The sequence below is a fragment of the Anaerotruncus rubiinfantis genome, assembly GCF_900078395.1.
Classification (GTDB): domain Bacteria; phylum Bacillota; class Clostridia; order Oscillospirales; family Ruminococcaceae; genus Anaerotruncus; species Anaerotruncus rubiinfantis.
Map to the genome: position 1 here is coordinate 1731921 of NZ_FKLA01000009.1, position 24671 is coordinate 1756591.

Consider the following 24671-nt stretch of genomic DNA (forward strand, 5'->3'; position numbering starts at 1 on the left):
TCATGAAACCAAATTTTAGCCAGTTAGGGCAGATTGGATGTTGAGATATGGCAAAGCCAGTGAAACAGTTATCGATCTTTGTGGAGAACCAGCCCGGAAGAACGGCGGAGATTTGCAATATTCTTGCCGAGCATGATATTGACATCCGTGCGCTTTCGCTTGCCGATACCACCAATTTCGGCATCATGCGGCTGATTGTCAACCACCCTTCCCGCGCGGAGTCCGTGCTCAAGGAGCAGGGATATACCGTTTCCCAGACCAACGTCATCGCGGTGGGCATTGACGACAAGCCCGGCGGTCTGGCAATCGCGCTCAATGTACTGCGGGACGCGGACATTGCCGTCGAGTATATCTACGCATTTGTTTCCCGCTCGGAAAAAACGGCGTTTGTCATCCTTCGTGTGGAGGACAATGCGGTTGCAATTGAGGCGCTGCAGGCAAAAGGTGTGCGGATCCTCGCGGGCGAAGAGATCTACTGATTCCCAGAAGGAGAAGTTAAAAAGTGTCTATCGAAAAGGTAAAAGCTTATTTTGCCACGGTCGGCCGGGAAGGGGATGTTTTGGAATTCCCGGTTTCCAGTGCAACAGTGGAATTGGCGGCGCAGGCCGCAGGCGTCATCCCGGCTCGGATTGCCAAAACCCTGTCCTTTAAGCGGCATGAGGATGGTTGCATCCTCATTGTCATGGCCGGAGATGCGCGCATCGATAACAGCAAGTTCAAACAGGAATTTTCGATCAAGGCAAAGATGCTTTCCCCGGATGAGGTGATCGCTTATACAGGCTGTTCGGTGGGCGGTGTCTGTCCGTTTGCCATTGAGAACGAAGGTGTGGAGGTTTACCTCGACATTTCTCTCAAACGGTTTGATACGGTTTTCCCATCCGCAGGCAGTAGCAATTCCGCAATTGAGCTTTCCTGCGAGGAGCTGTTCGAGTATTCCAAGGCACTCAAGTGGATTGACGTCTGTAAGGATTGGCAGGAATAAAGCGGGGGAGATGAAGCAGAATGCAGGAAGTTTCACTGAATAATGGCGTGAAAATCCCACAGTTCGGTCTGGGCGTTTTTAAGACGCCGGAAGGCGAACAAACGGTCAGCGCGGTGAAATGGGCTTTGGAAGCCGGTTATCGCCATATTGACACCGCAAAGGTCTATGGAAATGAGAAAGGTGTCGGCCTGGGAATCCAGGAGAGCAAAGTCCCCCGGGAAGAGATCTTCCTCACGACTAAGCTTTGGAACGATGATATCCGCGCGGGGCGCACCCGGGAAGCGTTTGCAGAAAGTCTCGCGGCGTTACAGACCGACTATGTGGATCTGTATCTGATCCACTGGCCTGCGGATGGTTATGAAAGGGCCTGGGCGGTTATGGAGGAGCTTTATCAGGAAGGCAAGATCAAAGCTATCGGCGTGAGCAATTTCCAGAAACGGCATTTGGAATGCCTGGAGAAAACCGCGAAGATCGCGCCCGCCGTCAACCAGATTGAGGCGCATCCGTATTTCAGCAACCAGGAGCTGATCGATTACTGCAAAGCCAGAAGGATCGTGGTGGAGGCTTACCGCCCGCTCGGCGGAACCGGGGGAAATCTGCTGGAGGATGAAACGCTGCGTGCGCTCGCCCAAAAGTATGAAAGGACGCCGGCGCAGATCGCTTTGCGCTGGGCGATTCAGCGCGATACCGTCGTGCTGGCCAAATCGATCCACCAGGAGCGGATCGTCTCAAACATGAAGATTTTCGATTTCGTGCTTTCGGATACCGATATGGAGACCATTGACGGTCTCAACCGCAACACCCGCCTGGGTTCGGACCCGGACAATTTCAATTTCTGAAAAATAAAAAGAACAGCCGCTCAGCGGCTGTTCTTTTTATTTTTGTCCGTTTTTTCCAGCGTCACAATTACCAGCTCCGGCCGGTTGAAAATTCGCAGCGGAAAAAGGCTGTTGCCCAGACCACGGCTCACCACAATCTGGGAGTCGGCTTTTTGGTGCAGGCCGCTGGTGAGCGGCGGGAAAAATCCCTGGTGTGGCGCGAGAATCCCACCGATTCCCGGCAGGCGGATCTGCCCGCCGTGCGCATGCCCAGAGAAGATAAGATCCACCTTTTCGGCCGCATAGAGACTGAAAAGGTCAGGGCGGTGGGCAAGCAGGACCCGAAAGCCGTCATATCGGCAACATAGATTGGAAAGGACCGGCGGAACGGTTTCAAGGATGGCTTTGCGCAGTGAAGTCCGGTCCATCAGGCCGATGAGCGAAATGGCGTCGTCCGCATGGGAAAAGCTTGTCCCGCAGTCGTCAAGATTTTGGATGCCGAGCTCCTCCATCCTGCGCTTCAGCAATTCGTAGAGCGCGGGCCTGCGCTGTTCGTGGTTCCCACAGACATATACAACCGGCGCGATTTTGCGGGCGCCGGCCAGAAATTCAAAGGCAGGGGACATCCTGCGGGCAGCGGTGCGGCGCTTGTCGATGAGGTCGCCGGTGACGACGATGAGGCCGGGATCGGCCTCGCTAAGCTTTTGGAGCAGGCGTTTTTGTCCTTTACCAAAGCGTTTGTTGTGCAGGTCGGAAATCTGCGCGATCCGGAACTGATCAAATCCGTCTGGAACTTTAGGACTCTGGACCGGAATTTTGGTGATGGCGATGACGTTGTCCTGCCACCAGAGGAAGGCCCCGGCGGCCAGAAGGATCATCCATTGCATAAAGGTTTCTCCTTATTTCCAGGTGATGAAGCGATTCTGCCTGAGGGTGATAAAAAAGGTGGAAAGACGTTCAAAAAGCGGCTCGGCGGCTTTCCCAAACTGTTTTTGTACGAGCAGCCCGATTTCATAGACCGTGCGCTGCCCGTCGATCTGCAGCCAGATAAAGGAGCCGAATTCGTCGAGACTGATCAGGCTTTGCGTGGGCTTATGAAACAGAAGTTGCGCAAGCCTGTCAAAAAAACCGGTGTGAGGGACGGTGACCGTGACCAGTCCATTCTCCTGCTGCTGAAAGGAAAAGGCGCGGGTCGGGATAAAATCCAGAAGGTTCTGCTGTGCTTTTTTTGCCATAAAGGCCTCCGGTCTGAATTGGGCGCAGAACCGGCCGGTCCTGCGCCCGCATATTCTTTACTTTACAATTTTATCCTTTTTCCAGGCCGTACTCCGCAGAAGCGCCAGAATCAGCAGCGCAAAGAAACAAAGGCTTCCAATACTGCCCAGGGTGAACCGGTCGGAGATATCGAGGAAAGCGGCAAATGTGGATGCGGCCCCGTCCACTGTCATCGGGATGATGGCGCAGATTGCAAGCAACACCCCCAAAAGTCCTTCCCCGGCGATCATACCGGATGTATAGAGGATGCCGTTGTCAATCGCCGTCTTGCGGGTTTCCTCCTGCCGCAGCCGGCGGCGCTCCAGCCACAGGCGAACAAGGCCGCCGATCATGATCGGCATGGACAGGTAAATCGGCAGATAAAGACCGACCGCAAACGGCAGAACAGGAATTCCCAGCAAGGCTACTACAATGGTGATCCCAATTCCGGCGAAGATGAGCGACCATGGAAGGTTTCCATTCATGACACCTTCGACCAGCATTTTCATAAGCATCGCCTGCGGAGCTGGCAGGTCAACCTTGCCGAAACCGCCCCAGGCGGCATTGAGCAAGTATAACACGCTGCCAATGGTGAGCGCGGACACCAGCACCCCGATGAGCTCGCCTATCTGCTGCTTGCGCGGGGTTGCGCCGAGGATATAACCGGTTTTGAGGTCCTGCGAAGTATCGCCGGCGATTGCCACAATGATGCAGATGACCGAGGAGATTTCGATCGCTCCAACCATTCCGCTCGGCCCGGTATCCCCAAAGACTTTGAGCAGCAGCGCTGAGAACAGAAGCGTCACCAAGCCGATCCCGGAAATCGGGTTATTGGACGAACCGATCAAGCCGACCAGCCGGGAGGAAACCGCCGCAGAGAAAAATCCGAAAACAACGATAATCAGCGAACCGACCAATGTGACCGGAACCGCGGGTGAAATCCATACAACCATAATGGTGACGATGATCCCCACAACACAGTAGCGCATCGGCAGGTCGTCGTCGGTACGCAGGCCGCTTTGCTGCTCGCCATAACCGAAATAACCTTTGATCGCGCGGGCAAAGGTGCGCAGCAGCAGGGGTGCGAGTTTGAGCAATGTGATGATTCCGGCGGTAGCGATGGCAGCCGCGCCAATATAACGAATATAATTTTCCCATATATTGGTGGCGGACATGTCCGCAATCGACATGCTGGCCGGGAAAATGACCGTATCCCCGCCGAACAGCGAGATGAGCGGCATAATGATGAGCCAGCTGAGTATGCCGCCCGAAAATATGTAGGAGGAAACCTTCGGGCCGCAGATATAACCAACGCCAAGCAGCGCGGGCATCACGTCGACGCCGACGGCAGCGCCTTTATATCGGACGGTGCTTTCAAAATAGACGCGGCTCGGGAAGATATTGAGTCCATCGGCAAACAGCTTGTAAAGCGCGCCGATCCCCATGCCGGCAAAAACAGTGGAGGCTTTCGATCCGCCTTCCTCGCCAGCGAGCAGCACTTCGGAGCAGGCGGTGCCTTCCGGGTAAGGGAGCACGCCATGGTCGCGTACGATGAGCGCGCGACGCAGCGGGATCATGAACAGCACGCCCAGCACACCGCCGGAAAGCGCGATCAGAAAAATACCGATCTGGGATGGCCCCACATCATAGCCCCATTCGTTCATCCACATGAACAGGGCGGGGAGGGTGAAGATCGCGCCCGCCGCGACTGATTCGCCAGCCGAGCCGATCGTCTGAACCATGTTATTCTCAAGGATCGAGTCCTTTTTCATGATACCCCGCAACACGCCCATCGAGATGACCGCCGCGGGGATCGAAGCGGCGACGGTGATGCCGACACGCAGGCCGAGATAGGCATTCGCGGCGCCGAACACGACAGCGAGCAGGCAGCCAAGCAGCACCGATGTGAAGGTAAACTCGGGCATGACCTTCTCAGCCGGAACAAAAGGTTTGAATTCGTTTTCATTTTTCAGGAAAATCAGTTTTCCCTGGTTTTCATTCTTCAACGGGTACACATCCTCATAATTACGATATCGCGCCGGAAAACGGCGCAGGGCGCTATTGCGCCAGAGCGATCACGGCATTCGCCATGATCGTAAGATTTTTCTGCATCGAAGAGAGTTTCCATCGCTCGTTGGTCTGGTGGTAGGTGATCTCGTCGCCGGGCAGAAGAGCGCCGAACGAAACCGCATTCGGGAAGGCACGCGCATAGGTTCCGCCGCCGGTCATCGCGGGCGGATCGTCATAACCGGTGCAGGCGTGATAGACCTCCTGCAATTTTTGCACGAGGTCGGAATCCCGCTTTACATAAAGCGGTGGGGTGCAGCTCGTTTCCTCCACAGAGAATCCGAGCGGCGCAACCGCTCTGGCGATCGCTTCCAGTACCCGTTCGGTTCCCACCGTGACCGGTACGCGGATGTCGCAGGAAAGCTCGGCGGAGGTTTCGTCAACCTTTGCAATCGATGGGTTGATGGTGAGCCTGCCGGAAGCTTCGTCCTCAAAATCGATGCCGAGCGAACCGGCGTCCGCCATTGCACAAAGATCGATAAACGGATGTTTGACCCCGTTTTCAGAAAGATTTCTACAAAGCTTTAAGAGCGCGTTGTCACCTTTATGGGGTTCCATCGCATGGGCGGCCCTGCCTTCCGCGGTGTAGAGGACGCCGTCCGTGCGCGCCGAAGCGAACGCGGGCACGACGTTGATCGCCTTTCCGCAGGACAAAGTAAGCGGCATGATCCCCGCGCCGAGTGTGCGGAAGATCCGCACGCGCAGAATTCCTTTCTCCGCGTAAGTGGTCGGATAGGCTGCGTCGGGCGTAAAGGCGCAGGCCGGGATTTCTTCGGTCTGCTTATAGCGCTCCATACAGCGCCATGCGCCGCCTTCTTCGTCGCCGCCAAGGATGAGCCGGACACGTTTTGTGAGCTTTATGCCGCTGTCCGCGACCGCTTTCATTGCGTAGAGCGCGAGCAGAGCCGGGCCTTTGTCGTCGCTCACGCCGCGGCCGTAGATGCAGCCGTCAATGAGCGTGGCGCCGAATGGTTCGGCTGCCCAGCCGTCATCGACCGAGACGGTGTCGAGATGCGCGAGAATGCCGGCCATTTCGTCCCCTTCACCCATCTCAATCCAGCAGCAGTAGCCATCAACATTTTTGGTCCTGAAACCAAAACGGGTTCCGATTGCCATCATATAATCGATGGCGCGGGAAACCCCTTCGCCGAGCGGCGCAAAAGGGGAAACCGGGCCGCAGTCGCCGTTGACGCTCCTGATCCGCAGAAGGCCCGCCAGATCCTGCAGAAAAGCCTGTTCGTCAAGTGTGAATTGCTTCATGATTTTGCTCCCTTTTTCGATGTTCGCTTTGTTTAGAGACAATAAAGTTCCATGATCATTATATTGCCTCCAAAAACGTTTGTAAACCCTAAAGACGCGAAAAAACTTCCCAGCGGCCATTTCCGTGAAGATCGTTGACAGGACAGCGGGTTCGTGATAAACTGTAAAAAGAACAAATGTTCTTTTGGAGGCGGATACCATGGAGCTTATGGATAAACTGGAAATTCTGTCGGATGCGGCAAAGTATGATGTCGCATGCACCTCGAGCGGCGTTGACCGGCCTGCGCAGAAGGGCGGCATCGGCTCCTGTGTCAAGGCCGGCATCTGTCACAGCTTTGCTGCGGACGGCCGCTGCATCTCGCTGCTCAAGGTTCTGATGACCAACAGCTGCATCTATGACTGCAGATATTGCGTCAACCGCCGCTCGAACGATACACGCCGGGCGGTTTTCTCACCGCGCGAGCTTGCGGAGCTTACCATCCAGTTTTACCGCCGCAACTATATCGAAGGCCTGTTCCTATCCTCCGGCGTTCTGAAAAGCCCGGATTACACCTGTGAACAGATGATCCTTGCGCTGGAGCTTCTGCGCAATGAATACCGCTTTGGCGGTTATATCCACGTCAAGGCGATTCCCGGCGCGGATGACGCGCTCATCACCCGCCTGGGGATGCTGGCCGACCGCATGAGCATCAATATCGAGCTGCCGAGCCAGAAGAGTCTTGCGCTTCTCGCGCCGGACAAGTCGAAAAACTCGATCTTGGGCCCGATGGGTTTTATCCGCGACGGCATCAAACAGAACAGTACTGACCTCGTCCGTTACCGCCACGCGCCGAAGTTCGCGCCTGCCGGTCAGAGCACCCAGATGATTATCGGAGCGACTCCGGATACCGACTACCAGATTTTGAACCTTACCCAGGGGCTTTACAAGAAATACAGCCTCAAGCGGGTGTTCTTTTCGGCCTATATGCCAGTGCAGGCGGACAGCCTTCTGCCCGCGATCGATACAAAACCGCCGCTTCTGCGGGAACATCGGCTCTATCAGGCCGACTGGCTGCTGCGCTTCTATGGGTTCGACGCGTCTGAACTGCTCGATGAGCAGCATCAGAGCTTTAATCCCCTGGTAGACCCGAAATGCAACTGGGCGATCAACCATATGGAACAGTTCCCGGTGGAGGTGAATACCGCGCCGTACGAAATGCTGCTGCGGGTCCCGGGCATCGGCGTGAAGAGCGCCCAACGGATTCTCGCGGCGCGCCGGAACAGCGCGCTCGATTTCGACGGGCTCAAAAAAATCGGCGTGGTATTAAAACGCGCGCAGTATTTCCTGCTCTGCCGCGGGAAGATGGCTGAGGGGCTCAAGGTCACGCCTGACGGGGTTTTGCGGGCGCTCATCTCCGAACGTGACTTCGAGCGTGCCCGTTTGCCGGAGGAAGCCCCGCAGCAGCTTTCGCTTTTTGACCGCAGCCCGACGAAGGAGGATTTTGCCCAATGCCTGACCGGACAGATTTAGCTTACAGCTTTGACGGAACCTTTGCCGGGGTTCTGTGCTGTATCTTCGACAGCTACACCCGCCATGAAATCCCGGCGGCAATCCTGCTGGACGGCGAGCCTTCCCTCTACCCGGTGCATTCGGTCATGACCGACCAGGCGCATGCCGCGCGGGTCTGGAAATCGCTTCTCAAGATCGGCGGGGAGGTGCCGTGGTGGACGTCCGACGCTTGGCTTTCCGGCGCGGACGGACGGGAAGAGGCGATCTGCGCTTTCGTACGCCGCGCCTATCAGTGCGGCGTACGGGTGACCGGTATGTACGCCGACCCGGCGGTGGACCGGATTTTTAAGCTTTCACGTGCGGTGCGCAACGAAGCGCATTATTATAAAGAATTCCTGCGCTTTTCGGATTATAACGGGGCGCTGGTGTCGGAAATCGAACCGAAGGCGATGGTGCTGCCGCATATCCGGCGGCACTATGCTGAGCGCCTGCCGGAAGAGACCTTCCTTATCTTCGACCGAACGCACGGACAGGCGCTGTTTTATCGTCCCTATGAGGCTGTGATCCAAGAAGTGGAGGATCTGGAGCTTCCGCCCGCAGACGAAACTGAACAGGCATTCCGAAAACTCTGGAGGCATTATTATGACACCATCGGCGTCGAAGGCCGTTATAATCCCGAATGCCGCCGCAACCACATGCCAAAGCATTTCTGGAAACACATGACCGAGATGTACGACAAGCGAGGGCTGCCGGAAAGTCCGCGCGCACCAAGGCCGCTGGAAGGGACAATGCTGCGCGGGCTTCCAGAGAAAGGGCGGGCCAAATGAATTTCTGCACCGTCCGGATTGCCAAAAATAAAAGATCACTGTGAAAACCGCGTGGCTGATGCCTTCGAGCCACGCGGTTTCTGCACACAGGCGTTTTAATAGGGCGGTTATTGGCAGGGCGGAATGACAGTGTCAATCCCGCCTCCGGCTGAATAGCTTACTAAGGGGTAATACATCCCGAAAAATTTACGAGTGGAGATTATGACAATGAATCAAGATATGATACCGCTGAGTGCTGTCCCAGAAGGCAGCGTGGCAAAAGTGATCAATCTTTTTACAACAGGAAGCATGCGCCGCCGCCTGCAGGATATCGGCCTGATTGAGGGAACGGATGTGGAATGCCTGCAGAAAAGCCCCTCGGGCGACCCAGTCGCATATTACATTCGCGGGGCTGTGATTGCGCTGCGTTCGGAGGATTCCAGAAACATATTGGTTCAGTATCACTAACGCATGAGGGGGAATTACAGTGGGATTGACATCCTTTTCCACCGGCAAACATGCGGTGGACGGCGAATTCATCATTGACAGAAGAGAAGGGCAGCGTGTGATTGCCCTCGCGGGTAATCCGAACGTGGGAAAAAGTACCGTTTTCAATGAACTGACGGGCTTAAACCAGCATACGGGAAACTGGCCGGGAAAGACGGTCACAAACGCACAGGGCCGGTATACCCACAAAGGGACCGATTACATTATGGTGGATATCCCTGGTACCTATTCTCTTCTGGCCCATTCGGTGGAGGAGGAGGTCGCACGGGATTTTATCTGCTTCGGTTCCCCGGATGCGGTGATTGTCGTATGCGACGCGACCTGCCTTGAACGCAATATGAACCTTGTCCTTCAAACGCTGGAAATCACCGGCCGAGTGGTCGTCTGTGTGAATCTTATGGACGAGGCGCGTAAAAAACGGATCCGGATCGACTTTAAAAAGCTTTCCGAGCAGATCGGTGTGCCGGTGGTCGGCACAAGCGCCCGCTCACATGAAGGTCTGGAAGAGCTGATGGACCGGGTAGGGGAGATTGTGGAACATCCGGACTGCGCCGCGCGCCGTCTGCGATATCCGAAAGTGGTGGAACAGGCGATCGCATTGCTGCAGCCCGCTATAGACGATCTGCAGATAGCGGGAATCCCATCCCGCTGGATCGCCCTAAAGCTTCTTTCTGAGGATACCCAGCTGATTGAAGCACTCAACAATTCCATGCAGATTGATATCCGTACGGATGAAGCTGTTTCCTGTGCGCTGGGAGAAGCGCGGGAACTGATGAATGAACAGAAGATTTCAGTGGAAAAGTTGCGTGACATCATCGTTTCTTCGATTGTCCTCCAAGCGGAGGAGGCCTGTGCCGATGTGGTATCCTTTGACAAGGCAGGTTACAATGATGGAGACCGGCGGCTTGATAAAATTTTTACCAGCCGCGCGACTGGAATTCCAGTGATGCTCCTTCTTCTTGCCCTAGTGTTCTGGCTGACCATCACAGGCGCGAACTACCCTTCACAGATGCTTTCCACCGGGCTCTTCTGGATTCAGGACCGGCTGACCGATTTCTTCCTTTGGCTTGGGACGCCCGCCTGGGTCGAGGGCGTTCTTGTTCAGGGAGTCTATCGGGTTTTGGCATGGGTTGTCGCAGTAATGCTTCCGCCGATGGCAATTTTTTTCCCGCTGTTCACGCTTCTGGAGGATTCCGGTTATCTGCCGCGCGTGGCGTTTAACCTGGACCGCAGCTTCAAACGCTGCTCCGCGTGCGGAAAGCAGGCCCTGACCATGTGTATGGGATTTGGATGTAATGCCGCGGGGATTACCGGAGCGCGCATTATAGATTCCCCGCGTGAGCGTTTGATCGCGATCGTCACCAACAATTTTGTCCCCTGCAACGGTCGATTGCCGCCACCATCGCCGTGGCAACAAAGTTGCAGGCTGCGGCTGGCAAGACGGCATCGCTGTCTGCATTACGGCTCGCGCCCTCATCGGCGGATATCACGTTTCAGCACGTCTTAACGGTATTTTGGGGAAGATTTGCGTTTCCTGTGTATTCGGCCAACGCCCGCGTCAAGAATTGATAGGCCTGTGCCGCAGTGGGAAAGTCAGCGGGTTGTCCCAATATGTATCCAATCGCACGGTTCCACTCGCTGACGGAATAATCCTCAGCTGGAATCTGGGGCAGGACGAGGAAGAGGGGATAGCGGTAATACGGACAATGGCGCAGGTCGGAAAGATATTCGCATCCAGCCAGCTTTGCCAGATCATCCAGCAGACATCCGTTTCCTTTTAGTGGCAGTCTGATTTGCATACTATGGCACCCCCATCTTTTTTCGCTGTGATTGTATGAATCGCTTCTGCCGTCAGCTTTAAAAATTGCAGGGCGCTGACATAGTTGGCCGTTTTGCCCAACTGAGGGCAGCGGACAGTGCCCTGCCAACTGCCATTTTGCCGATAGCGCGTCTGAACAACCAATGTGAGCCCCGCTCTACCGTGTAAGTTCGGCGTGCTGCGCTTAAAATAACGTGGCTGATACGGGGCGAGCCGGTCATACTTCGGCTGTTTTTTCCAGGCGAAGGTCCGGTCCTCCCGGGTTGCCTGCGGAAAATCTAAAAAGTCATAGATTTGATCCATCTTGAGAAGCATGTCGCTGAGTCCGGTGAAAGAAACCGGTTTTTGGAGAAAGGCGTTAAACAGCTTTCCGGAAGGGATATCCAGTCCGCCGGCATCCATGCGAACAATGATATAAGCGGCATATTCCGGCAGGCTTTTGCGCTCGATTATTGACAGCGTCTCCGACTGGACATGTGTGCGAGACTTACTGGCGGATGTTGCTCCCATATTCAAACCCGCTCCTTGTTTTGTTACAAAATCAGTATTTTGAGATTCATCTGCACGTTTAATTAAAATACATACGATATAATTCGCATTTATTATATCATTTTATACTGACACCGGCAAGATCTTTTCGATTTCGGGCATAAAAAAACAGACCACAAAAGTATCTGCGCTTTGTGGCCTTACCCTTCTGATGCCTTTTTCTGTTTGATCAGTCTAATTTTGAGAAGCTGCTTATCGATTTTTCAAAAGAAGGCGAATGATTCTTCCGCAAGTAAATCTCAAAATACTGATTTCGTACTTAATGAACCAATCCGAGCTGCTCCAGCTGTTTCACATGTTCCGCGCCGGTGGAAATCAGATAAATCCGGGTGGTTTCAATACTGGAGTGTCCCAGTATATCCGCGAGTTTAGCGATATCTCTGCACACTTTATAAAATGCTGTGGCGAAAAGATGCCTGAGATTGTGTGGGAATACCTTGCTGGCTTCAATTCCTGCGTGCCTGCACAGCTGTTTCATCTCATACCAAACCTGTCTTCTGGAAATTCCCCTTCCGCTTCTGGTGAGAAAGAGCTCACCGGAGGCGATTTTATTTTTTTGCGCATATTTTTGCAGCTTGCGGCAGAGCTTTCCTGGCAGCAGAATGGTGCGGATTTTTCCCTTGAGGGAGATCTGCGCCCGGCCAGTGCGGACCGCTTCTAGTGTGATATACTTCAATTCGCTCACCCGAATACCGGTGGCGCAGATCGTCTCCATGAGCAGATGCAGACGGAAATTTCCATGCGCTTTGGCGGCCTGCAGCAAGCGTTCATAGTCATTCCGGCTCAGGTCACGTGCCGGGTCGCGAAACAGATGGCGCTGAATCCGCAGAAACCTGACGCGGCAATCCTCCCGTCCGATGAAGCGCAGAAATCCATTGACCGCAGAGAGCATCGAGTTGATGGTGACCGGCATATATCCTGCGGCAAGCAGGTGCTCCTTCCAGCTTGCTGCCGATTCCTTATTGAGTTCTTGGTTATTCAGCCAGGAAGCAAACCCTTCCACGTCCCGCAGATATTTCTCGATGGTGCCTTGGCTGCGCTCTTCCGCTGCCAAGGCCTTTCCATACGCCTGGATCATATCTTTTTTTAAATAACTGCCCATAATAAAGCCTCCCAATAATGGTTTTTTGCTATTATGTCCAATGGCACAGAGATCATGAGCTGCCGCCAGGATCGAAAAATAATAAAGAAAGGCGCTGCGGGAGTATCCCACAGCGCTGTCAATTCTGTGTAGCCGAATGATGTCGTTGCCATTTTAAAGACTGGGGTAGAGAGAACGGTTGGCTTAGCTTTATTATAAAAAAACTTTGACAGTCATGCAATCACATATCCCTATCGATTCATATCTTAGGATGGATACTTATACAGGGAAATAATGAAAGATGAATCTGCCTGTGCGGTAGGTGGAAACCGCCGCTGCAAATTGGCAGGACAAAAACAGGCGGGACAAGACCGCCCCGCCTGTTCACAGTACTTATTTCAGAATTTTGATTCCGCCAATAAGCGGCAGGGGTTTCATCTCGCCTTTACAGGCGTGGACGATGCCGATGATTGCAAATACGGTGAACACCCATCCAACCAGCCCCAGGATACCGGTCACGGCCAGTCCAAGCTGCCATGAGATAGCAAACAGGATGCCGCTGAGGACGCTGAACAGGACTCCATAGATGATCGCCCCGATCACCAGGATGATGCCCTGGTTGGTATGAAACCGCGCGAATTTTGAATCTTTTGCCGCGAAGAGCGGAATCAGGAAAATGATGTAGGCCAGCACCGCCATGACCTTGTTGTCCTGCGCGTCCTGCAGGTCGGCCTGCATGGGCGAACCAGGTGCGGCCGGCTGCTGGTGTGCCGCAGGCGCCGCCTGCGGGGGAGCGTGGGCAGCGGTGGCTGCCGCCTGCCTAGGAGGGGGAGCGTGGGCAGCGGTGGCTGCCGCCTGCCTAGGAGCGGCGCTTGCAGAGGGCGCCCCGCAGGAGGGGCAAAAGCGTGCCCCGTCTTCAAATTTTGTACCGCATTTTCCACAGAATGCCATTAGAATTCCTCCTCTCAAATTAAAACCGGGAACCGTACCGTCCGCAGAATTAGTGTCCCGCTTCAGCTTGGCTCCGCAATTTGTACAGATCAAAAAGCTTTTATCCGATGATTCTTTTTCGGCGCGTCTCGTTCTTTCTTCTCCGCTGCCGACGTTTTGAATTCGGCCGCTGTGAGGTTTGCCTGGATCAGCTTCATGTGTTCCGACGCGTCTCCAGAAGATTCCTGTAGTTTTATGAAATTAGGAATCGAAGTATCAGGAAGATCCCGGTTTATGCTCAGCCGCCCATCATTTCCATCAGGCTTTCCATCGTGGGCTTTTCGGTGAGATAATCCACAGTGACGACGCCGTCATAGTAGGAGATGCTGATATAGAGTTTTCCATCGGTAGCCCACCAGCCGTCCATCGAGCTGAGCATCTCCTCCTCGGTAAATCCGAACTCCAGAAAATCCTGGAAGACAAAGCCGTCGCTCTTGAGTGAACCGATGTAGGAAACCATCTCTTCACGGCTGGTTCCGCTGATCTCCGTGCGGTAATCCATCGGCTGCGAAACGTTTCCAGACGGATAGGGCCGCAGTCCTGCGGGCCAGCCTTTGGTGACTGCTCCGCCGCCGGAAGTCCCGTCGCCTATTCCATTGCCGGACGCGCCTTCCGCCGCATCAGCGGCGCCGGCGAGTGCGTTCAGGGCTTCCAAATCGAGGCCAGAGCCACCTTCACCGCCGGAGAGGGCTTCCAACCCGCCTAAAATACCGAGCAGGGAAGAAAGTTCGTCGAGGTCACTGGCTCCACTGTCATCGCTGCTGTTACTGCCATTTCCGCCCAGTCCGCTGAGCGCGCTCAGATCGCCGGCCCGGCTTTTTTTGCTTTCGTCTGCATCCCTGCCACCCAATAGACCGCTTAGGCCGGAGACGGCGGAAAAGCCGGATTCCTGTGCGGCCACGTCGATGGCTTTGTTGATAAAGCTGCGGGCCATCAGCCCAATGGCAAGGCTGAGGACAATTCCGACCGCCATCAAAATCAGGCTGGCACGTGCAAAGCTGCGCTTGGTGACCTTTTTGCAGCCGCCGCAAGCCCATACGATCAGTAGAATGATGTTCACGATTGGAATCAGCATCAACAGCATGATTCCGATCCATCCTCCCAGCCCAATAGGTGCGTATTTACTTCCTGCGGGGGGCGGAAGATCGCTGTCTGCGGCAGAAACCGGTATTGGGGCAGGCGGAGGGGGTGGTGCCTGCTGATAAACGGGTTGAGGCTGCTGATATAACTGGTAAGGAGGCTGTGCGGGCATGGGGTCCGGGGAGTGTGTCTGTGCTCCGGAAACAGCGGCGGCGGCCATTGCGGGTTCTTGTTCTGGTTTTCCCTCCGCCGGAGCCCCGCAGCTGGTACAGAACTTTTTATCATCCTCCAGCTGCGCGCCGCAGGACGTACAAAACCGATTTGCCAAAAGAATTCCTCCTCTTCTCGAAATGGATATACTTGTGGGGGAGGCTTATGTTATTTCAGACGTTTGTAGGTGGCGCCGTCGAAGACGAGCGTATCGCCATTAAGGGAGTAGCTGACCTCAATGGTTTCTTTTCCACCCAGCCCCATCAGAGCACTCATTGTAACCTCGATCACACTGTCACTTTTGATCTTGTATTTCATACTCATGATAGCGCCCAGCCCCTTCATCACGTCGGCATATTCGTCGCTGTCCTCGAGCCCTGGGATGCCGAGCGTCAAGGTTCCGTCCTTTTCAAAGGTAAATCCCAGCCCAAATGTGGCCGATTCGCCGTCAGTCAGCTCCCAGCTGCCCACGATCGCTTTTTTGTTGCCGCTGCCGCAGGCGGCCAGTGTCAGGATCATCACAAGTGCCAAAGCGAAAGCCAGTATCTTTTTCATTCTAAATGCTCCCTTTCCTATCAAACAGTTTTTGGGTTATTCCTCTTCTACAATTAAAGCTTTGCACCGCAGGAACCGCAGAACTTGGTACCGGAATCGTTTCGCGTGCCGCATTGGCCGCAGAACAGCGTTTTTGTTCCTCCCGCTGCGGCTGTCGCTGGCGTCGATGCCGCCGAGACAGCAGGGGTTCTCATGGCAGGGGCTGCGGCGGGGGCACCGCCGGCACCTGCCGTAGCGTAAGCCGGCTGCGGGCCGTCTTCCTCCTTGCCTTTCTGGAACAGCTCCTTAAATTTGCCGGACAGGCCGCAGAGCTTGCTGTAAAGATCGAAGGTGATCCGGGTGGAAGGCGCAACCTCCATATAGGAGACCATCATCTTGATCATGATCCAGCTGTCGACAAACGCGAATTTGATGGTGAAAGCGACGAAGCAGGCCAACAGGAACGCCGCCAGCGGGCTCCAGCCCAGAAGCTTGAATAACAGTCCCAGTACGACGAACACCCCGATGATGATAGCGCCAGTGAGCAAAACGACCATGAGCATTGTTTTTGCCGCGCTTTTCAAAAGGTGTTTCCAGTTCTGCGCATAGATTACAACGCCGTCCGCCGCGCTTTTGAAGGCGCCCTGCTCCGTTTGATAGAAGGTCCAGCCGAGACAGCATTCGTCGATGTAACCAAGCGAGATTTCAATGAAGAATTTGCCCATTCCGGTGACTGCCTGCATACCAGGAATGAAATCGAGCGCGTTGCCTACCTTCTGCAGGGAATTCTGAAGCTGTTTGACCGCGCCGGACACAAGTTTATCGATGAGAAAATAGACGTTCGAGGTGGCAAAGCGTTCGATGACTTTGGCTTTGCCGTATGCCACCTGATTGTCCGGTACGCGGCCGGTTGCAATTGTTTCACTGATGACCGCGATATGCCCGGCCTTGACGAGGTATCCCATATAGTGCATGATGGCAAAGCGTATAAAGCCAGTGGCGCTGATCCAGATGATGAAGCTGATCAGCATGCCGTTTTCACCGAAGAGCCAACCGATTCCCATGAGGACAGCGAACAGCACTACAGAGATCAGAACCGTTGCGAGCCCCAGCAGCAGCTTTGCCCAGACGAAGGGCATGGTTTTGGAGAAGATTTGTTTTGCGGTCATTGTTAATGCCTCCTTATCCGATTTTAGTTCCACATTCGTTGCAGAACTTTATGCCCTGTTCAGCTGCGGTGCCGCAGTTTGGACAGATCCGCCGTTCTGGAACTTCCAGCTTGGAACCGCATTCGCAGCAGAATCTGGTATCGGGGGAGTTGGCCGCTCCGCATGCGGGGCAGATGTCTTTGGAAGGTTCCGGGGGAGCTGGGGATTCCAACTTGCCGCCGCATTCGCAGCAGAATCTGGTACCGGGGGCATTGGCCGCTCCGCATGCGGAGCAGACGTCTCGGGAGGGTTCCGGGGGAGCTGGGGATTCCAACTTGCCGCCGCATTCGCAGCAGAATCTGGTACCGGGGGTGTTGACCGTTCCGCAGGCAGGGCAGATCGGTTCGCCGGAATCATCAGTGGAGGCGGGAATGGGATCTGCAGCAGCCTGTGCCGCTTCATTTTCCGCTTTGATGCGGTCGATTTCCGCTTGTGCCTGTGCTGATGCATCGTAATGAGCCTTGGCGTTTTGACAGAATTCCAGCACCTCCGGTGCCGCAGCGCCGTCCGTTGCAAAGAGCTCATAATAATACGCGCCTATTTTTTTTAATTCTTCACCCGCTGCGGCGCTTTCCGTGTTAATTTTGCTGTTCAGCTTATTGGTTTCAATTGCGTCTGAAGTCTTATCCCCGATATTCTTTGCCAGATCCCCCAATTTGTCGAAAAATGCCATAACAAAAACCTCCCAATATTAAAATTTAATTTTTCTCGATGACTTCGTGTCCGCAGCGGATGAGGCTCCGCCGGTTTCTGACTTGCGGCCAATGGCGGCGCAGACAGACGTTTTCACGCCGTTTATGTTCCGGGCCGGCAGCCGCAAACCGAAAAAACAAGGAGACGGCTTGTCAGAAAGACGGCCGCTTCTCTCATCCCGCGGCCACACGATTGCCCAGCTGCCGTCCGCATCGGGGACAGCGGTCCGTTCCGCTTTCCAGCGGGGAACCACAGTCGGTGCAGAAGCGCGGTATGATTTTATTAGGCGCGCATTCGATGCATTTCATTTCGTCGATGTTATAGGCTTCGTCCCGGATCCATCTCCCACATTCACTGCAGCCGTTAAAATAGGAGCGGGCCTGTCCCCAAGCAAGCAGCAATTCTGTTTCGGGAGAATCCGCACGGACCGGACCGGTAGTGAAAACCGCAGTCTTTGAGACATCACAGTAGAAGCAATACCGCCTGCCGTTCGCGGTCTCTTCCACAATTTTATACTGGCTGGTGGAGTGCAGTTTTTCAAACAACTCATTTCACCTCCATGCCGTTACCCTTTTGTTTTTGAAGCAGACTGAGAAATTCCAAAGTCTGCTTCAGTTCTTCCCGGTTCATCGATTGGACTTGTTCAAGAATTACCTCTTTCAAACCCTGCTTTTCGTTTTCGGTCATGGAAAACCACCCCCCATCTTTCTGCGAGCATCAAAAATCTTGTTTGAATAAAGGCTTTTGAGTCACAGGATTGTTTTTGTTTTCTACACTTATTTTACGCTGTAAGACCGGAGAAGTCCCCACCCAACCGGTAAAAAATGGGGTGGTTTTCTGAAAATTGGACTGATTTTTAAAGTAAAAATGTAATTTAAAGATGAAATATGAATAAATAATTTTTTGAAATTACAAATCTGTCTCCTAAAAAAATATTGTTTGAAACAATATGATGTGCTATACTAAAACAGAGAGGGGAGTCTGCTGAAAAGAAAAACCTGTATTATCGAGAGGGAGGGACTCGAATTGAAAAGTAGATTGAAGCATTTTACAGTTCTGCTTGTTGCCCTTGCGCTGCTGACCGCCGGATGTGCGAAGGCCGCGGGGAAATCCCCACTGAACCCGAAGGAACCTGTGACTGTTTCCATGTGGCATAATTTTGGCGGCGAAATGCAGATGACCATAGATGCCTTGATAGATGAATTCAACAGTACCGTGGGCCGGGATCAGGGGATCATTATTAATGTCACGGCCATCACATCCAGCGCAGAGCTGCAAAAAAGCCTGAATATGATCGCATCGGGCGATCCGGGGGCTCCGGCAATGCCTGATATCGCAACTGCCTACCCCAAGACGGCGATCCTTTTTCAGCAGAAGGGGATGCTTGCCAATTTGGATGACTATTTCACAGAGGAAGAGCTGGCTGGATATGTGCCGCAGTTTGTGGAAGAGGGGCGTATAGGCGATGGCCTTTACGTCTTTCCAATTTCGAAATCAACCGAAATTTTATACCTGAATCAGACCCTGTTTGACCAGTTTGCGGTGGAAAACCAGGTTACGATGGAGTGTTTTTCCACATTCGAAGGGTTGGCGGACGCGGCACAGAAATATTACGATTGGACTGATGCAAAAACGCCGGACGTTCCCAATGACGGCAAGGCATTTTACGCGGCCGATTCCTGGGTGAATCTGGCGCAGGCGGGCATGCGCCAGCAGGGGGATTCCCTGTTTGATGCGGAAAATCTAAACTTGGATGGAGACTCCTACCGCCGCATATGGGAAGCGGTCTGCCCGCCCGCCATAACGGGGGCGTTCGCTATTTATGACGGCTATTCCTCCGACCTTTCAAAAACCGGGGATCTGGTCTGTTCCACGGGATCCTCCGCGGGGATTCTTTTTTATGGGGACACCATCACCCATCCGGATGGACGGGTGGAGCGGGTGGAATACAGCATTTTGCCGTTTCCGGTGTTCGAAGGCGGGGAAAAGATCGCCATTCAACGCGGAAATGGTATGATGGTGTCCAAAAGCGATTTGACGCACGAATATGCCAGCGCGGTTTTTTTGCGCTGGTTTACTGCCCCAGAACAGAACATGCGGTTCATTGCATCCACCGGGTATCTGCCGGTAAGCAAGGAAGCCTTTGAAAACCGAATGGAAACGGAAATTGAACGTGTAGAGGACTACCGCATCAAAAAGATGCTGGTTGCGGTCACCGAAATGTACCGGGACTATCAGTTTTTTGTTGCGCCTGTCTTTGAGGGGTTTGACAGTATGAGCAAGGCCTATGAGCAGGATTTTAAGCAGCGAATGGTTTCACTGCATGAAAAGTGGATCGTGTCCGATGGAGAAGCGTCTCTGGAGAAGATGACCGCTGAAGCGCTGCGGGAGTGGCGCGGCCGTTAAACGACCCGGATAGCCGGCAAAGGAGGTGGAAGGATGGTTCAGGATGCGCTTGCCCTATGGAAAAAGATCAAAGCAAAAGGGGAGAGAGGAACTACCCTTTACCTGCGCCTGTTTGTGTTTTTTGCTTTTTTTGTGGTTGCGCTGGTGCTTGCATTCCTGCTGATCTTGAATATCGCTGGCGTTTTTCATATCGGCATCCATAAAAGCCAGGCGTGGTTTGAAAATGAATTGGAGCATCTTTCCCAGGACATTTCCAATGATTATGGAAATCTTTCGGTCCATGGCGTGAACCTTTCTGAAAAAATTTCCAAAAGCATGGAGAGCTATCTGAAAGAAGCACGGGTCGCGCCTTCGGGCCTGGCGGATCATCCGGAGCTATTGGAAGAACTCCTGTCCCTCCAGATGCCGGATCTTCTTTCTGCCCTGCAGAATAACAAATGCGGCGGCGCCTTTCTGATTCTGGATGCGAGCGTCATACCGCAGGCTCATATGCGGCAGCGCGCCGGTCTCTTTCTAAAACGCACCGAGCCCAATACAGTCGGCACTATGGGTTCCAAATTACACTGCCTGCGCGGCCCCGCAAACATTGCCCGTGAGAACAGTATTGAGCTGTTGGGGCAATGGCAGATGGAGTTTACCGGCTCGGAAACGGATTTCTTCAGCCTCGCGGTTGAAACCAGCCGTAAGCGTTCGGAATTGCCGCTGTCCCGCCTTTATTACTGGAGTCCCAGACGTTTGCTTTCCGGAAACAGCGAAGCCGGGATGCTTCTGTCGGTTCCGCTGATTACCAGTGATGGGACGGTTTTGGGCATCTGCGGCTTTGAGGTATCCAGTATGCTGTTCAAACAGTCCTACAGTCCGGACAACTCCGTCTATGCCCGGGTGTTTTCGGTTTTGGCCCCTGTAAAGGAAAGCGGCCTTCACATGGATGGAGGGCTGTTGGCGGGAAACAGTTATCTGAACAGTGCGCTGGGCGGAAATATCGCCGTAATCAGCGAAGAAGATGCTCCGTTCAATCGCTACCGGTCTGGGGAACAGGGAGATTACAGCGGCGTCCAGCGGACGGTGCGGCTCTATCCGGCGGGTTCCCCCTATCAGGAGGATATCTGGGCGGCGGCGGTGATGGCTCCCCGCGAGGATATGCAGGCGGCGGCTCGGAAAGGGATACTTGGCTTGCAGTTGGGGATCGGGGTTCTTTGTCTGTTGAGTCTGCTGGCGGCGGCTTTTGTCAGCCGCAGGTATATCTCGCCGGTGCTCAAAACGCTTGAAGGGATCAAAAATGGAAGCGGTTATGCCGCCCTTCCCAAAACGCAGTATCAGGAGATTAACGACCTGCTGGAATTTTTGGCGGCGCAGGACGAGGCGGTCAGCGCCGCGCTGGCTGAGGCAAAAACCGGAAAGACGCCGGCCTCTGTCGGGACAGAGCGGGAGAATTTAAAGCCGCCCGACCTTGACCCGGAACAATACCAGCGGTTCTTAAAATGCCTGGAGACGCTGTCGCCTGCTGAGCGCCGGGTATTTGACCTGTATGTGCGGGAATACCGCGCGAAAGATATCGCCGCCGAGCTGCATCTTTCGATGAATACCGTAAAATACCACAATGGAAATATTTATGGAAAGCTGGAAGTCGGCTCCCGCAAGGAGCTATTGAGCTATATCCGGTTTATGCATTGTCAGCAGAAACGGGAGGAGGAAGAGCATGATGAACACCTTAGCTGACCGGCTGAATCAAATTATTGCTGAGCAGAAGATCACCAAACGGGAGTTCGCCCAGCGTATCGGCGTAGGGGAAACCTACGTGTATGTAATCACCGGGGGCGGTCGCAAAAATAACCTGAACAAGAATATCTCTCCGGCTCTTGCCCGGGTGATCGGGACGGAATTCGGCTATGATCCCGACTGGATTTTGCATGGCTGCGCGCAGGATGCCAAAAATCTCGAGCAGCTTCGGCAGGATACGATTGGGCAGGTGGAAAAGCTTGGTCCGGAGGATTTGATTGCCCTGCAGAGATTTTTGTCGAAACTTCGGGAGAGGTGACAGGATGAAATAGATGAAACAGACGGAATAAGAAGCCCCCCGCCAGATTGGCGGGGGGCTTCTTATTCCGGGCTTTCAGAAAGCCGCTTTCTTATTTCAGAGAGCAGCTGTGCCTGTACATGCGCAGGAAAGCCGCTCCGGTCAAGCTGCCGTGCAACCGCCTGCGCATGGAAACGGTTCAAACGATCTGCGACCGTCCCGCCGTCCGGCGAGGGGAGAATGTGGACGCAAAGTTGCCGGATTTGATTTTTCTTCATCCCACCGCCTCCTTGCCTAAACCTATGCGAAGCGGATTTTGTCCCATGCGCAAGGACAGGCGCGTATGCAGAACTTTTTAAAGAAAGGGTTCCGAATTGGTGCGACAGGATTTCCCTTACTTTCCGCCCGTTTGCATGGTACCATTTTCGATAGGGGGTGATGTCTGTGCGGATTGCCGTCTATAGCCGAAAATCGGTCTGGACCGGCAAGGGTGAATCGATCGAAAACCAGGTGGAGATGTGCCGCCAGTATATCGAAAGCCGAATCGAAGGCGGGAAAAAGGCGGAAGTTTTTATCTATGAGGACGAAGGCTTTTCGGGGAAGAACCTTGACCGGCCGCAGTTCCAAAAGCTGCTGGCTGATTCCAAAAAGCAGAAGTTTAACTATATTGTCTGTTATCGGCTTGACCGTATCAGCCGCAGCGTTGGAGATTTCGCACCGCTTGTGGAGGATTTGATCGCCCGCGGGATCGGTTTGGTCTGTATCAAGGAACAATTTGATACGGCAACGCCAATGGGCAAGGCGATGATGTATGTTGCCAGTGTGTTTGCCCAGCTGGAGCGGGAAACCATTGCCGAACGGGTACGGGACAACATGATGCTTCTGGCGCGGTCGGGACGCTGGCTGGGCGGTACGCCGCCGACCGGATTTCTGTCCGAGCGGGTTGGGGAAGCGGTTTTGGAAGGGAAAGTCAAGACCTCCTGCAAACTTAAACCGAATCCAGCCGAAATCGGGGTGGTCAGGCTCATGTTCCAAAAATATCTGGAGCTGCGTTCATTGACCGGGGTGTCAAAGTTCCTGATCCAAAAAGGGATCAGGAATCGAAGTTTAGCCCCCTATTCGGTTCCGGGGATCAAAGACATCCTGCGAAACCCGGTCTACTGCATTGCGGATCGGGACGCACGGGATTATTTTATCAGCAACGGCTCGGATGTCTGTTTCCCGGAAACGGAATGTTCCGAAACGCGAGGGCTGCTTTCCTATAACAAACGCAGTTACAGCCGTAAAACCGTTTCCCGGTTGGATAAATCCCAATGGATCATTGCAGTCGGAAGGCACCGCGGGATCGTGTGCGGTGCCGACTGGGTGAAGGTGCAGCGGCTTCTGAAGGAAAAAGCCGAGCACAACCCTCAAAAGCCGCCGCAGAGCTTTAACGGCTATTCTCTGCTCTCGGGACAGATTTTTTGTGCCAAGTGCGGTTCCCGCATGTTTGCCAAAAAACGCAGCAACAGTGACCTGCTGTTCGATTACATCTGTGGCAGCAAGTTGCGATCTGGAAACTTGTGCAGATGCCAGAATCTTGGCGGGCAACAGGCGGACGGTCTGGTTTGCGATTATCTGCTCGGATTTGCACACGGGGATACCGGAATTTTGGATCTGCTGGACGACCTGCAAAGAAAGTTCCAAAATGGAGATTCGGAGGCTCCTGTGCAGTTTTTGGACGCATTAATTGAAAAAACCTGCCGTGAGATGGACAGCCTGGTTGCGGCACTGGTTTCGGCAGGGGCAAGCGAGCCGCTCGTACGACGGGTCAGCGCGCGGATGGAGCAGCTGAATGCGGAACTAGACAGGATGGAGGAAGAGAAAAAAAGGCTGGAGGCCGCGCAAAATTCAGGGAAACCGTCTCTTGCGGAACTTTCCGCCGCGCTTGCCAATTTTCCGGACTGCTTTGCACAGATGACCATTCACGAGAAGCGGGATTTCGTCCGTCTGTTTGTGGAGAAGCTCGTTTGGGATGGGATGGATCTGCACATTTACCTCTATGGAGATCCGCCGCGCGGAGCGGGTGAAATTACAAAGCAAAAAGTTTCTGTTTCCCGGGAATGGCATTCCCAACGCTGATTGCAATCATCACGATGTTCTTTATCGGTGGGAGCACGGGGACATTTGCATCCGTCGCGTCGACCGTTCTGCTGACCGGCGTGATCGTACTGGGCGTACTGATGACCTTTGCAGTCTCCGCGCTGCTTTCCAAAACAATCCTGAAGGGGGTTCCGTCCTCCTTCACTCTTGAGCTTCCGCCTTACCGCGCGCCGCAGATCGGTAAAGTAATCGTCCGCTCGATTTTTGACCGGACGCTGTTCGTATTGGGCCGCGCGGTGGTGGTGGCGGCACCGGCGGGGATGGTGATCTGGATTCTGGCGAACGTCACAGTGGATGGAGCGAGCCTGCTGTCGCTCTGCTCTGGGTTCCTGGATCCGTTTGCATCGCTGTTCGGGCTGGACGGGGTGATCCTGATGGCCTTCATCCTGGGCTTCCCGGCGAATGAAATTGTTGTCCCGATCATCATTATGGCGTACCTTTCGACTGGGGCAATTCTGGAGCTGGATGATCTCGCTCAATTGAAAAGCCTGCTCCTGGACAATGGATGGACCTGGTTGACGGCGGTGAATACGATGTTGTTTTCTCTGATGCACTGGCCTTGTTCCACCACCTGCCTGACGATCAAGAAGGAGACGCAGAGCCTCAAGTGGACGCTGGTGTCCTTTGCGGTCCCGACGGTGATAGGGCTGTTGGTTTGTCTGCTTGTCGCAACGGCCGCAAGACTTTTGGGTTTGGTGTAAATAACGATAAAAGGGGCCCCGCAATTGCGGGGCCCCTTTTATCGTTATAGGCGTAAAT

25 protein-coding genes and 3 pseudogenes are annotated in these 24671 nt (G+C 54.0%); 12 read left to right on the forward strand and 16 right to left on the reverse strand.

The window, feature by feature from the left end; translation table 11 throughout:
• The first annotated feature begins 47 nt into the window (after positions 1-47).
• From BN4275_RS13760 to BN4275_RS13770, 3 genes are read left to right on the forward strand one after another with little or no spacing between them, the layout of a single operon-like run.
• Positions 48-479 carry an ACT domain-containing protein gene (locus BN4275_RS13760; protein WP_066459282.1) on the forward strand — a complete coding sequence of 144 codons (432 nt, stop codon included), beginning with the start codon at positions 48-50 and terminating at the stop codon, positions 477-479.
• Between the two features lie 23 nt (positions 480-502).
• Positions 503-982: a YbaK/EbsC family protein gene (locus BN4275_RS13765; RefSeq protein WP_066459284.1), complete on the forward strand. Its 480-nt coding sequence runs from the start codon at positions 503-505 to the stop codon at positions 980-982.
• A 20-nt stretch (positions 983-1002) separates the two neighbouring features.
• A complete protein-coding gene (locus BN4275_RS13770; protein WP_066459286.1) occupies positions 1003-1821 on the forward strand; it encodes an aldo/keto reductase in 819 nt (272 codons plus the stop codon).
• 20 nt (positions 1822-1841) lie between these two features.
• On the opposite strand, the gene BN4275_RS13775 is transcribed toward BN4275_RS13770, so the two are convergent.
• From BN4275_RS13775 to BN4275_RS13790, 4 genes are all read right to left on the reverse strand, one after another.
• Positions 1842-2687, reverse strand: a complete 846-nt coding sequence (locus BN4275_RS13775) for a metallophosphoesterase (RefSeq protein ID WP_066459288.1) — start codon at positions 2685-2687, stop codon at positions 1842-1844.
• 12 nt (positions 2688-2699) lie between these two features.
• On the reverse strand, positions 2700-3035 hold the full coding sequence (locus BN4275_RS13780) for a PqqD family protein (RefSeq protein ID WP_066459292.1): 336 nt from the start codon (positions 3033-3035) through the stop codon (positions 2700-2702).
• Positions 3036-3092: 57 nt separating this feature from the next.
• Positions 3093-4979 carry an OPT family oligopeptide transporter gene (locus BN4275_RS13785; RefSeq protein ID WP_341423468.1) on the reverse strand — a complete coding sequence of 629 codons (1887 nt, stop codon included), beginning with the start codon at positions 4977-4979 and terminating at the stop codon, positions 3093-3095.
• Positions 4980-5112: 133 nt separating this feature from the next.
• Positions 5113-6381 carry a Sapep family Mn(2+)-dependent dipeptidase gene (locus tag BN4275_RS13790; RefSeq protein ID WP_066460452.1) on the reverse strand — a complete coding sequence of 423 codons (1269 nt, stop codon included), beginning with the start codon at positions 6379-6381 and terminating at the stop codon, positions 5113-5115.
• 199 nt (positions 6382-6580) lie between these two features.
• Here BN4275_RS13790 and BN4275_RS13795 point away from each other — a divergent pair, with 199 nt between their 5' ends.
• The 4 genes and pseudogenes from BN4275_RS13795 to feoB form a co-directional block, all read left to right on the forward strand.
• Complete coding sequence (locus BN4275_RS13795; protein ID WP_066459294.1) at positions 6581-7891, forward strand: putative DNA modification/repair radical SAM protein; 1311 nt, start codon at positions 6581-6583, stop codon at positions 7889-7891.
• Positions 7870-8697, forward strand: coding sequence for a TIGR03915 family putative DNA repair protein (locus tag BN4275_RS13800; RefSeq protein ID WP_066460454.1), 828 nt, complete (start codon positions 7870-7872; stop codon positions 8695-8697). Before BN4275_RS13795 ends, BN4275_RS13800 begins: the two co-directional genes overlap by 22 nt.
• 207 nt (positions 8698-8904) lie before the next feature.
• Positions 8905-9144: a FeoA family protein gene (locus tag BN4275_RS13805; RefSeq protein ID WP_066459296.1), complete on the forward strand. Its 240-nt coding sequence runs from the start codon at positions 8905-8907 to the stop codon at positions 9142-9144.
• Positions 9145-9163: 19 nt separating this feature from the next.
• A pseudogene (feoB, locus tag BN4275_RS13810) lies at positions 9164-10579 on the forward strand (ferrous iron transport protein B); the annotation flags it as partial.
• Between the two features lie 97 nt (positions 10580-10676).
• Here the strand turns inward: feoB and BN4275_RS17375 are convergent.
• The 11 genes and pseudogenes from BN4275_RS17375 to BN4275_RS17380 form a co-directional block, all read right to left on the reverse strand.
• On the reverse strand, positions 10677-10982 hold the full coding sequence (locus tag BN4275_RS17375; RefSeq protein WP_154018890.1) for a hypothetical protein: 306 nt from the start codon (positions 10980-10982) through the stop codon (positions 10677-10679).
• Entirely contained in the window at positions 10961-11512 is a 552-nt protein-coding gene (locus BN4275_RS13820) for a hypothetical protein (RefSeq protein WP_066459302.1), read from the reverse strand. The genes BN4275_RS17375 and BN4275_RS13820 overlap by 22 nt, the downstream gene beginning before the upstream one ends.
• Before the next feature lie 298 nt (positions 11513-11810).
• On the reverse strand, positions 11811-12653 hold the full coding sequence (locus BN4275_RS13825; RefSeq protein ID WP_066459304.1) for a tyrosine-type recombinase/integrase: 843 nt from the start codon (positions 12651-12653) through the stop codon (positions 11811-11813).
• A 372-nt stretch (positions 12654-13025) separates the two neighbouring features.
• Complete coding sequence (locus tag BN4275_RS13830; protein ID WP_154018928.1) at positions 13026-13805, reverse strand: zinc-ribbon domain-containing protein; 780 nt, start codon at positions 13803-13805, stop codon at positions 13026-13028.
• 55 nt (positions 13806-13860) lie between these two features.
• Positions 13861-14706: a hypothetical protein gene (locus BN4275_RS13835; protein WP_066459308.1), complete on the reverse strand. Its 846-nt coding sequence runs from the start codon at positions 14704-14706 to the stop codon at positions 13861-13863.
• A 252-nt stretch (positions 14707-14958) separates the two neighbouring features.
• A pseudogene (locus BN4275_RS17745) lies at positions 14959-15030 on the reverse strand (zinc-ribbon domain-containing protein); the annotation flags it as partial.
• Between the two features lie 50 nt (positions 15031-15080).
• A complete protein-coding gene (locus BN4275_RS13840; protein WP_066459311.1) occupies positions 15081-15467 on the reverse strand; it encodes a hypothetical protein in 387 nt (128 codons plus the stop codon).
• Positions 15468-15520: 53 nt separating this feature from the next.
• Positions 15521-16615, reverse strand: a complete 1095-nt coding sequence (locus BN4275_RS13845; RefSeq protein WP_066459316.1) for a zinc ribbon domain-containing protein — start codon at positions 16613-16615, stop codon at positions 15521-15523.
• A 13-nt stretch (positions 16616-16628) separates the two neighbouring features.
• Positions 16629-17327: a zinc ribbon domain-containing protein gene (locus BN4275_RS13850; protein WP_066459318.1), complete on the reverse strand. Its 699-nt coding sequence runs from the start codon at positions 17325-17327 to the stop codon at positions 16629-16631.
• A 193-nt stretch (positions 17328-17520) separates the two neighbouring features.
• On the reverse strand, positions 17521-17892 hold the full coding sequence (locus tag BN4275_RS13855; protein WP_066459320.1) for a hypothetical protein: 372 nt from the start codon (positions 17890-17892) through the stop codon (positions 17521-17523).
• 1 nt (position 17893) lies between these two features.
• Entirely contained in the window at positions 17894-18034 is a 141-nt protein-coding gene (locus tag BN4275_RS17380) for a hypothetical protein (RefSeq protein ID WP_154018892.1), read from the reverse strand.
• Positions 18035-18373: 339 nt separating this feature from the next.
• Between BN4275_RS17380 and BN4275_RS13860 the strand changes: the two genes are divergently transcribed.
• Genes BN4275_RS13860 through BN4275_RS13870 form a run of 3 tightly spaced genes read left to right on the forward strand, consistent with a single transcriptional unit; the run spans position 18374 to position 21791 of the window.
• On the forward strand, positions 18374-19753 hold the full coding sequence (locus tag BN4275_RS13860; RefSeq protein ID WP_154018893.1) for an extracellular solute-binding protein: 1380 nt from the start codon (positions 18374-18376) through the stop codon (positions 19751-19753).
• A gap of 33 nt (positions 19754-19786) precedes the next feature.
• On the forward strand, positions 19787-21472 hold the full coding sequence (locus BN4275_RS13865; protein WP_066459324.1) for a response regulator transcription factor: 1686 nt from the start codon (positions 19787-19789) through the stop codon (positions 21470-21472).
• Entirely contained in the window at positions 21453-21791 is a 339-nt protein-coding gene (locus BN4275_RS13870; protein ID WP_118477750.1) for a helix-turn-helix domain-containing protein, read from the forward strand. Before BN4275_RS13865 ends, BN4275_RS13870 begins: the two co-directional genes overlap by 20 nt.
• Positions 21792-21853: 62 nt before the next feature.
• On the opposite strand, the gene BN4275_RS13875 is transcribed toward BN4275_RS13870, so the two are convergent.
• On the reverse strand, positions 21854-22048 hold the full coding sequence (locus BN4275_RS13875; RefSeq protein ID WP_066459326.1) for a hypothetical protein: 195 nt from the start codon (positions 22046-22048) through the stop codon (positions 21854-21856).
• Between the two features lie 160 nt (positions 22049-22208).
• Between BN4275_RS13875 and BN4275_RS13880 the strand changes: the two genes are divergently transcribed.
• Both BN4275_RS13880 and BN4275_RS13885 read left to right on the forward strand, forming a co-directional pair.
• The gene (locus BN4275_RS13880; protein WP_423230144.1) at positions 22209-23891 is read left to right on the forward strand and encodes a recombinase family protein; all 1683 of its coding nucleotides are present in this window, start codon (positions 22209-22211) and stop codon (positions 23889-23891) included.
• Positions 23879-24613: pseudogene (locus tag BN4275_RS13885) on the forward strand (nucleoside recognition domain-containing protein); the annotation flags it as partial. The gene BN4275_RS13880 and the pseudogene BN4275_RS13885, both read left to right, overlap by 13 nt.
• Between the last annotated feature and the right edge of the window lie 58 nt (positions 24614-24671).

Coding starts and splice junctions, on each gene's coding strand:
- BN4275_RS13760 (WP_066459282.1), top strand. CDS start 48: ATGGCAAAGCCAGTGAAACAGTTATCGATCTTTGTGGAGAACCAGCCC.
- BN4275_RS13770 (WP_066459286.1), top strand. CDS start 1,003: ATGCAGGAAGTTTCACTGAATAATGGCGTGAAAATCCCACAGTTCGGT.
- BN4275_RS13775 (WP_066459288.1), bottom strand. CDS start 2,687: ATGCAATGGATGATCCTTCTGGCCGCCGGGGCCTTCCTCTGGTGGCAG.
- BN4275_RS13780 (WP_066459292.1), bottom strand. CDS start 3,035: ATGGCAAAAAAAGCACAGCAGAACCTTCTGGATTTTATCCCGACCCGC.
- BN4275_RS13785 (WP_341423468.1), bottom strand. CDS start 4,979: ATGCCCGAGTTTACCTTCACATCGGTGCTGCTTGGCTGCCTGCTCGCT.
- BN4275_RS13790 (WP_066460452.1), bottom strand. CDS start 6,381: ATGAAGCAATTCACACTTGACGAACAGGCTTTTCTGCAGGATCTGGCG.
- BN4275_RS13795 (WP_066459294.1), top strand. CDS start 6,581: ATGGAGCTTATGGATAAACTGGAAATTCTGTCGGATGCGGCAAAGTAT.
- BN4275_RS13800 (WP_066460454.1), top strand. CDS start 7,870: ATGCCTGACCGGACAGATTTAGCTTACAGCTTTGACGGAACCTTTGCC.
- BN4275_RS13805 (WP_066459296.1), top strand. CDS start 8,905: ATGAATCAAGATATGATACCGCTGAGTGCTGTCCCAGAAGGCAGCGTG.
- BN4275_RS17375 (WP_154018890.1), bottom strand. CDS start 10,982: ATGCAAATCAGACTGCCACTAAAAGGAAACGGATGTCTGCTGGATGAT.
- BN4275_RS13820 (WP_066459302.1), bottom strand. CDS start 11,512: ATGGGAGCAACATCCGCCAGTAAGTCTCGCACACATGTCCAGTCGGAG.
- BN4275_RS13825 (WP_066459304.1), bottom strand. CDS start 12,653: ATGGGCAGTTATTTAAAAAAAGATATGATCCAGGCGTATGGAAAGGCC.
- BN4275_RS13835 (WP_066459308.1), bottom strand. CDS start 14,706: ATGCTGTTGATGCTGATTCCAATCGTGAACATCATTCTACTGATCGTA.
- BN4275_RS13840 (WP_066459311.1), bottom strand. CDS start 15,467: ATGAAAAAGATACTGGCTTTCGCTTTGGCACTTGTGATGATCCTGACA.
- BN4275_RS13845 (WP_066459316.1), bottom strand. CDS start 16,615: ATGACCGCAAAACAAATCTTCTCCAAAACCATGCCCTTCGTCTGGGCA.
- BN4275_RS13850 (WP_066459318.1), bottom strand. CDS start 17,327: ATGGCATTTTTCGACAAATTGGGGGATCTGGCAAAGAATATCGGGGAT.
- BN4275_RS17380 (WP_154018892.1), bottom strand. CDS start 18,034: ATGACCGAAAACGAAAAGCAGGGTTTGAAAGAGGTAATTCTTGAACAA.
- BN4275_RS13865 (WP_066459324.1), top strand. CDS start 19,787: ATGGTTCAGGATGCGCTTGCCCTATGGAAAAAGATCAAAGCAAAAGGG.
- BN4275_RS13870 (WP_118477750.1), top strand. CDS start 21,453: ATGATGAACACCTTAGCTGACCGGCTGAATCAAATTATTGCTGAGCAG.
- BN4275_RS13875 (WP_066459326.1), bottom strand. CDS start 22,048: ATGAAGAAAAATCAAATCCGGCAACTTTGCGTCCACATTCTCCCCTCG.
- BN4275_RS13880 (WP_423230144.1), top strand. CDS start 22,209: ATGTCTGTGCGGATTGCCGTCTATAGCCGAAAATCGGTCTGGACCGGC.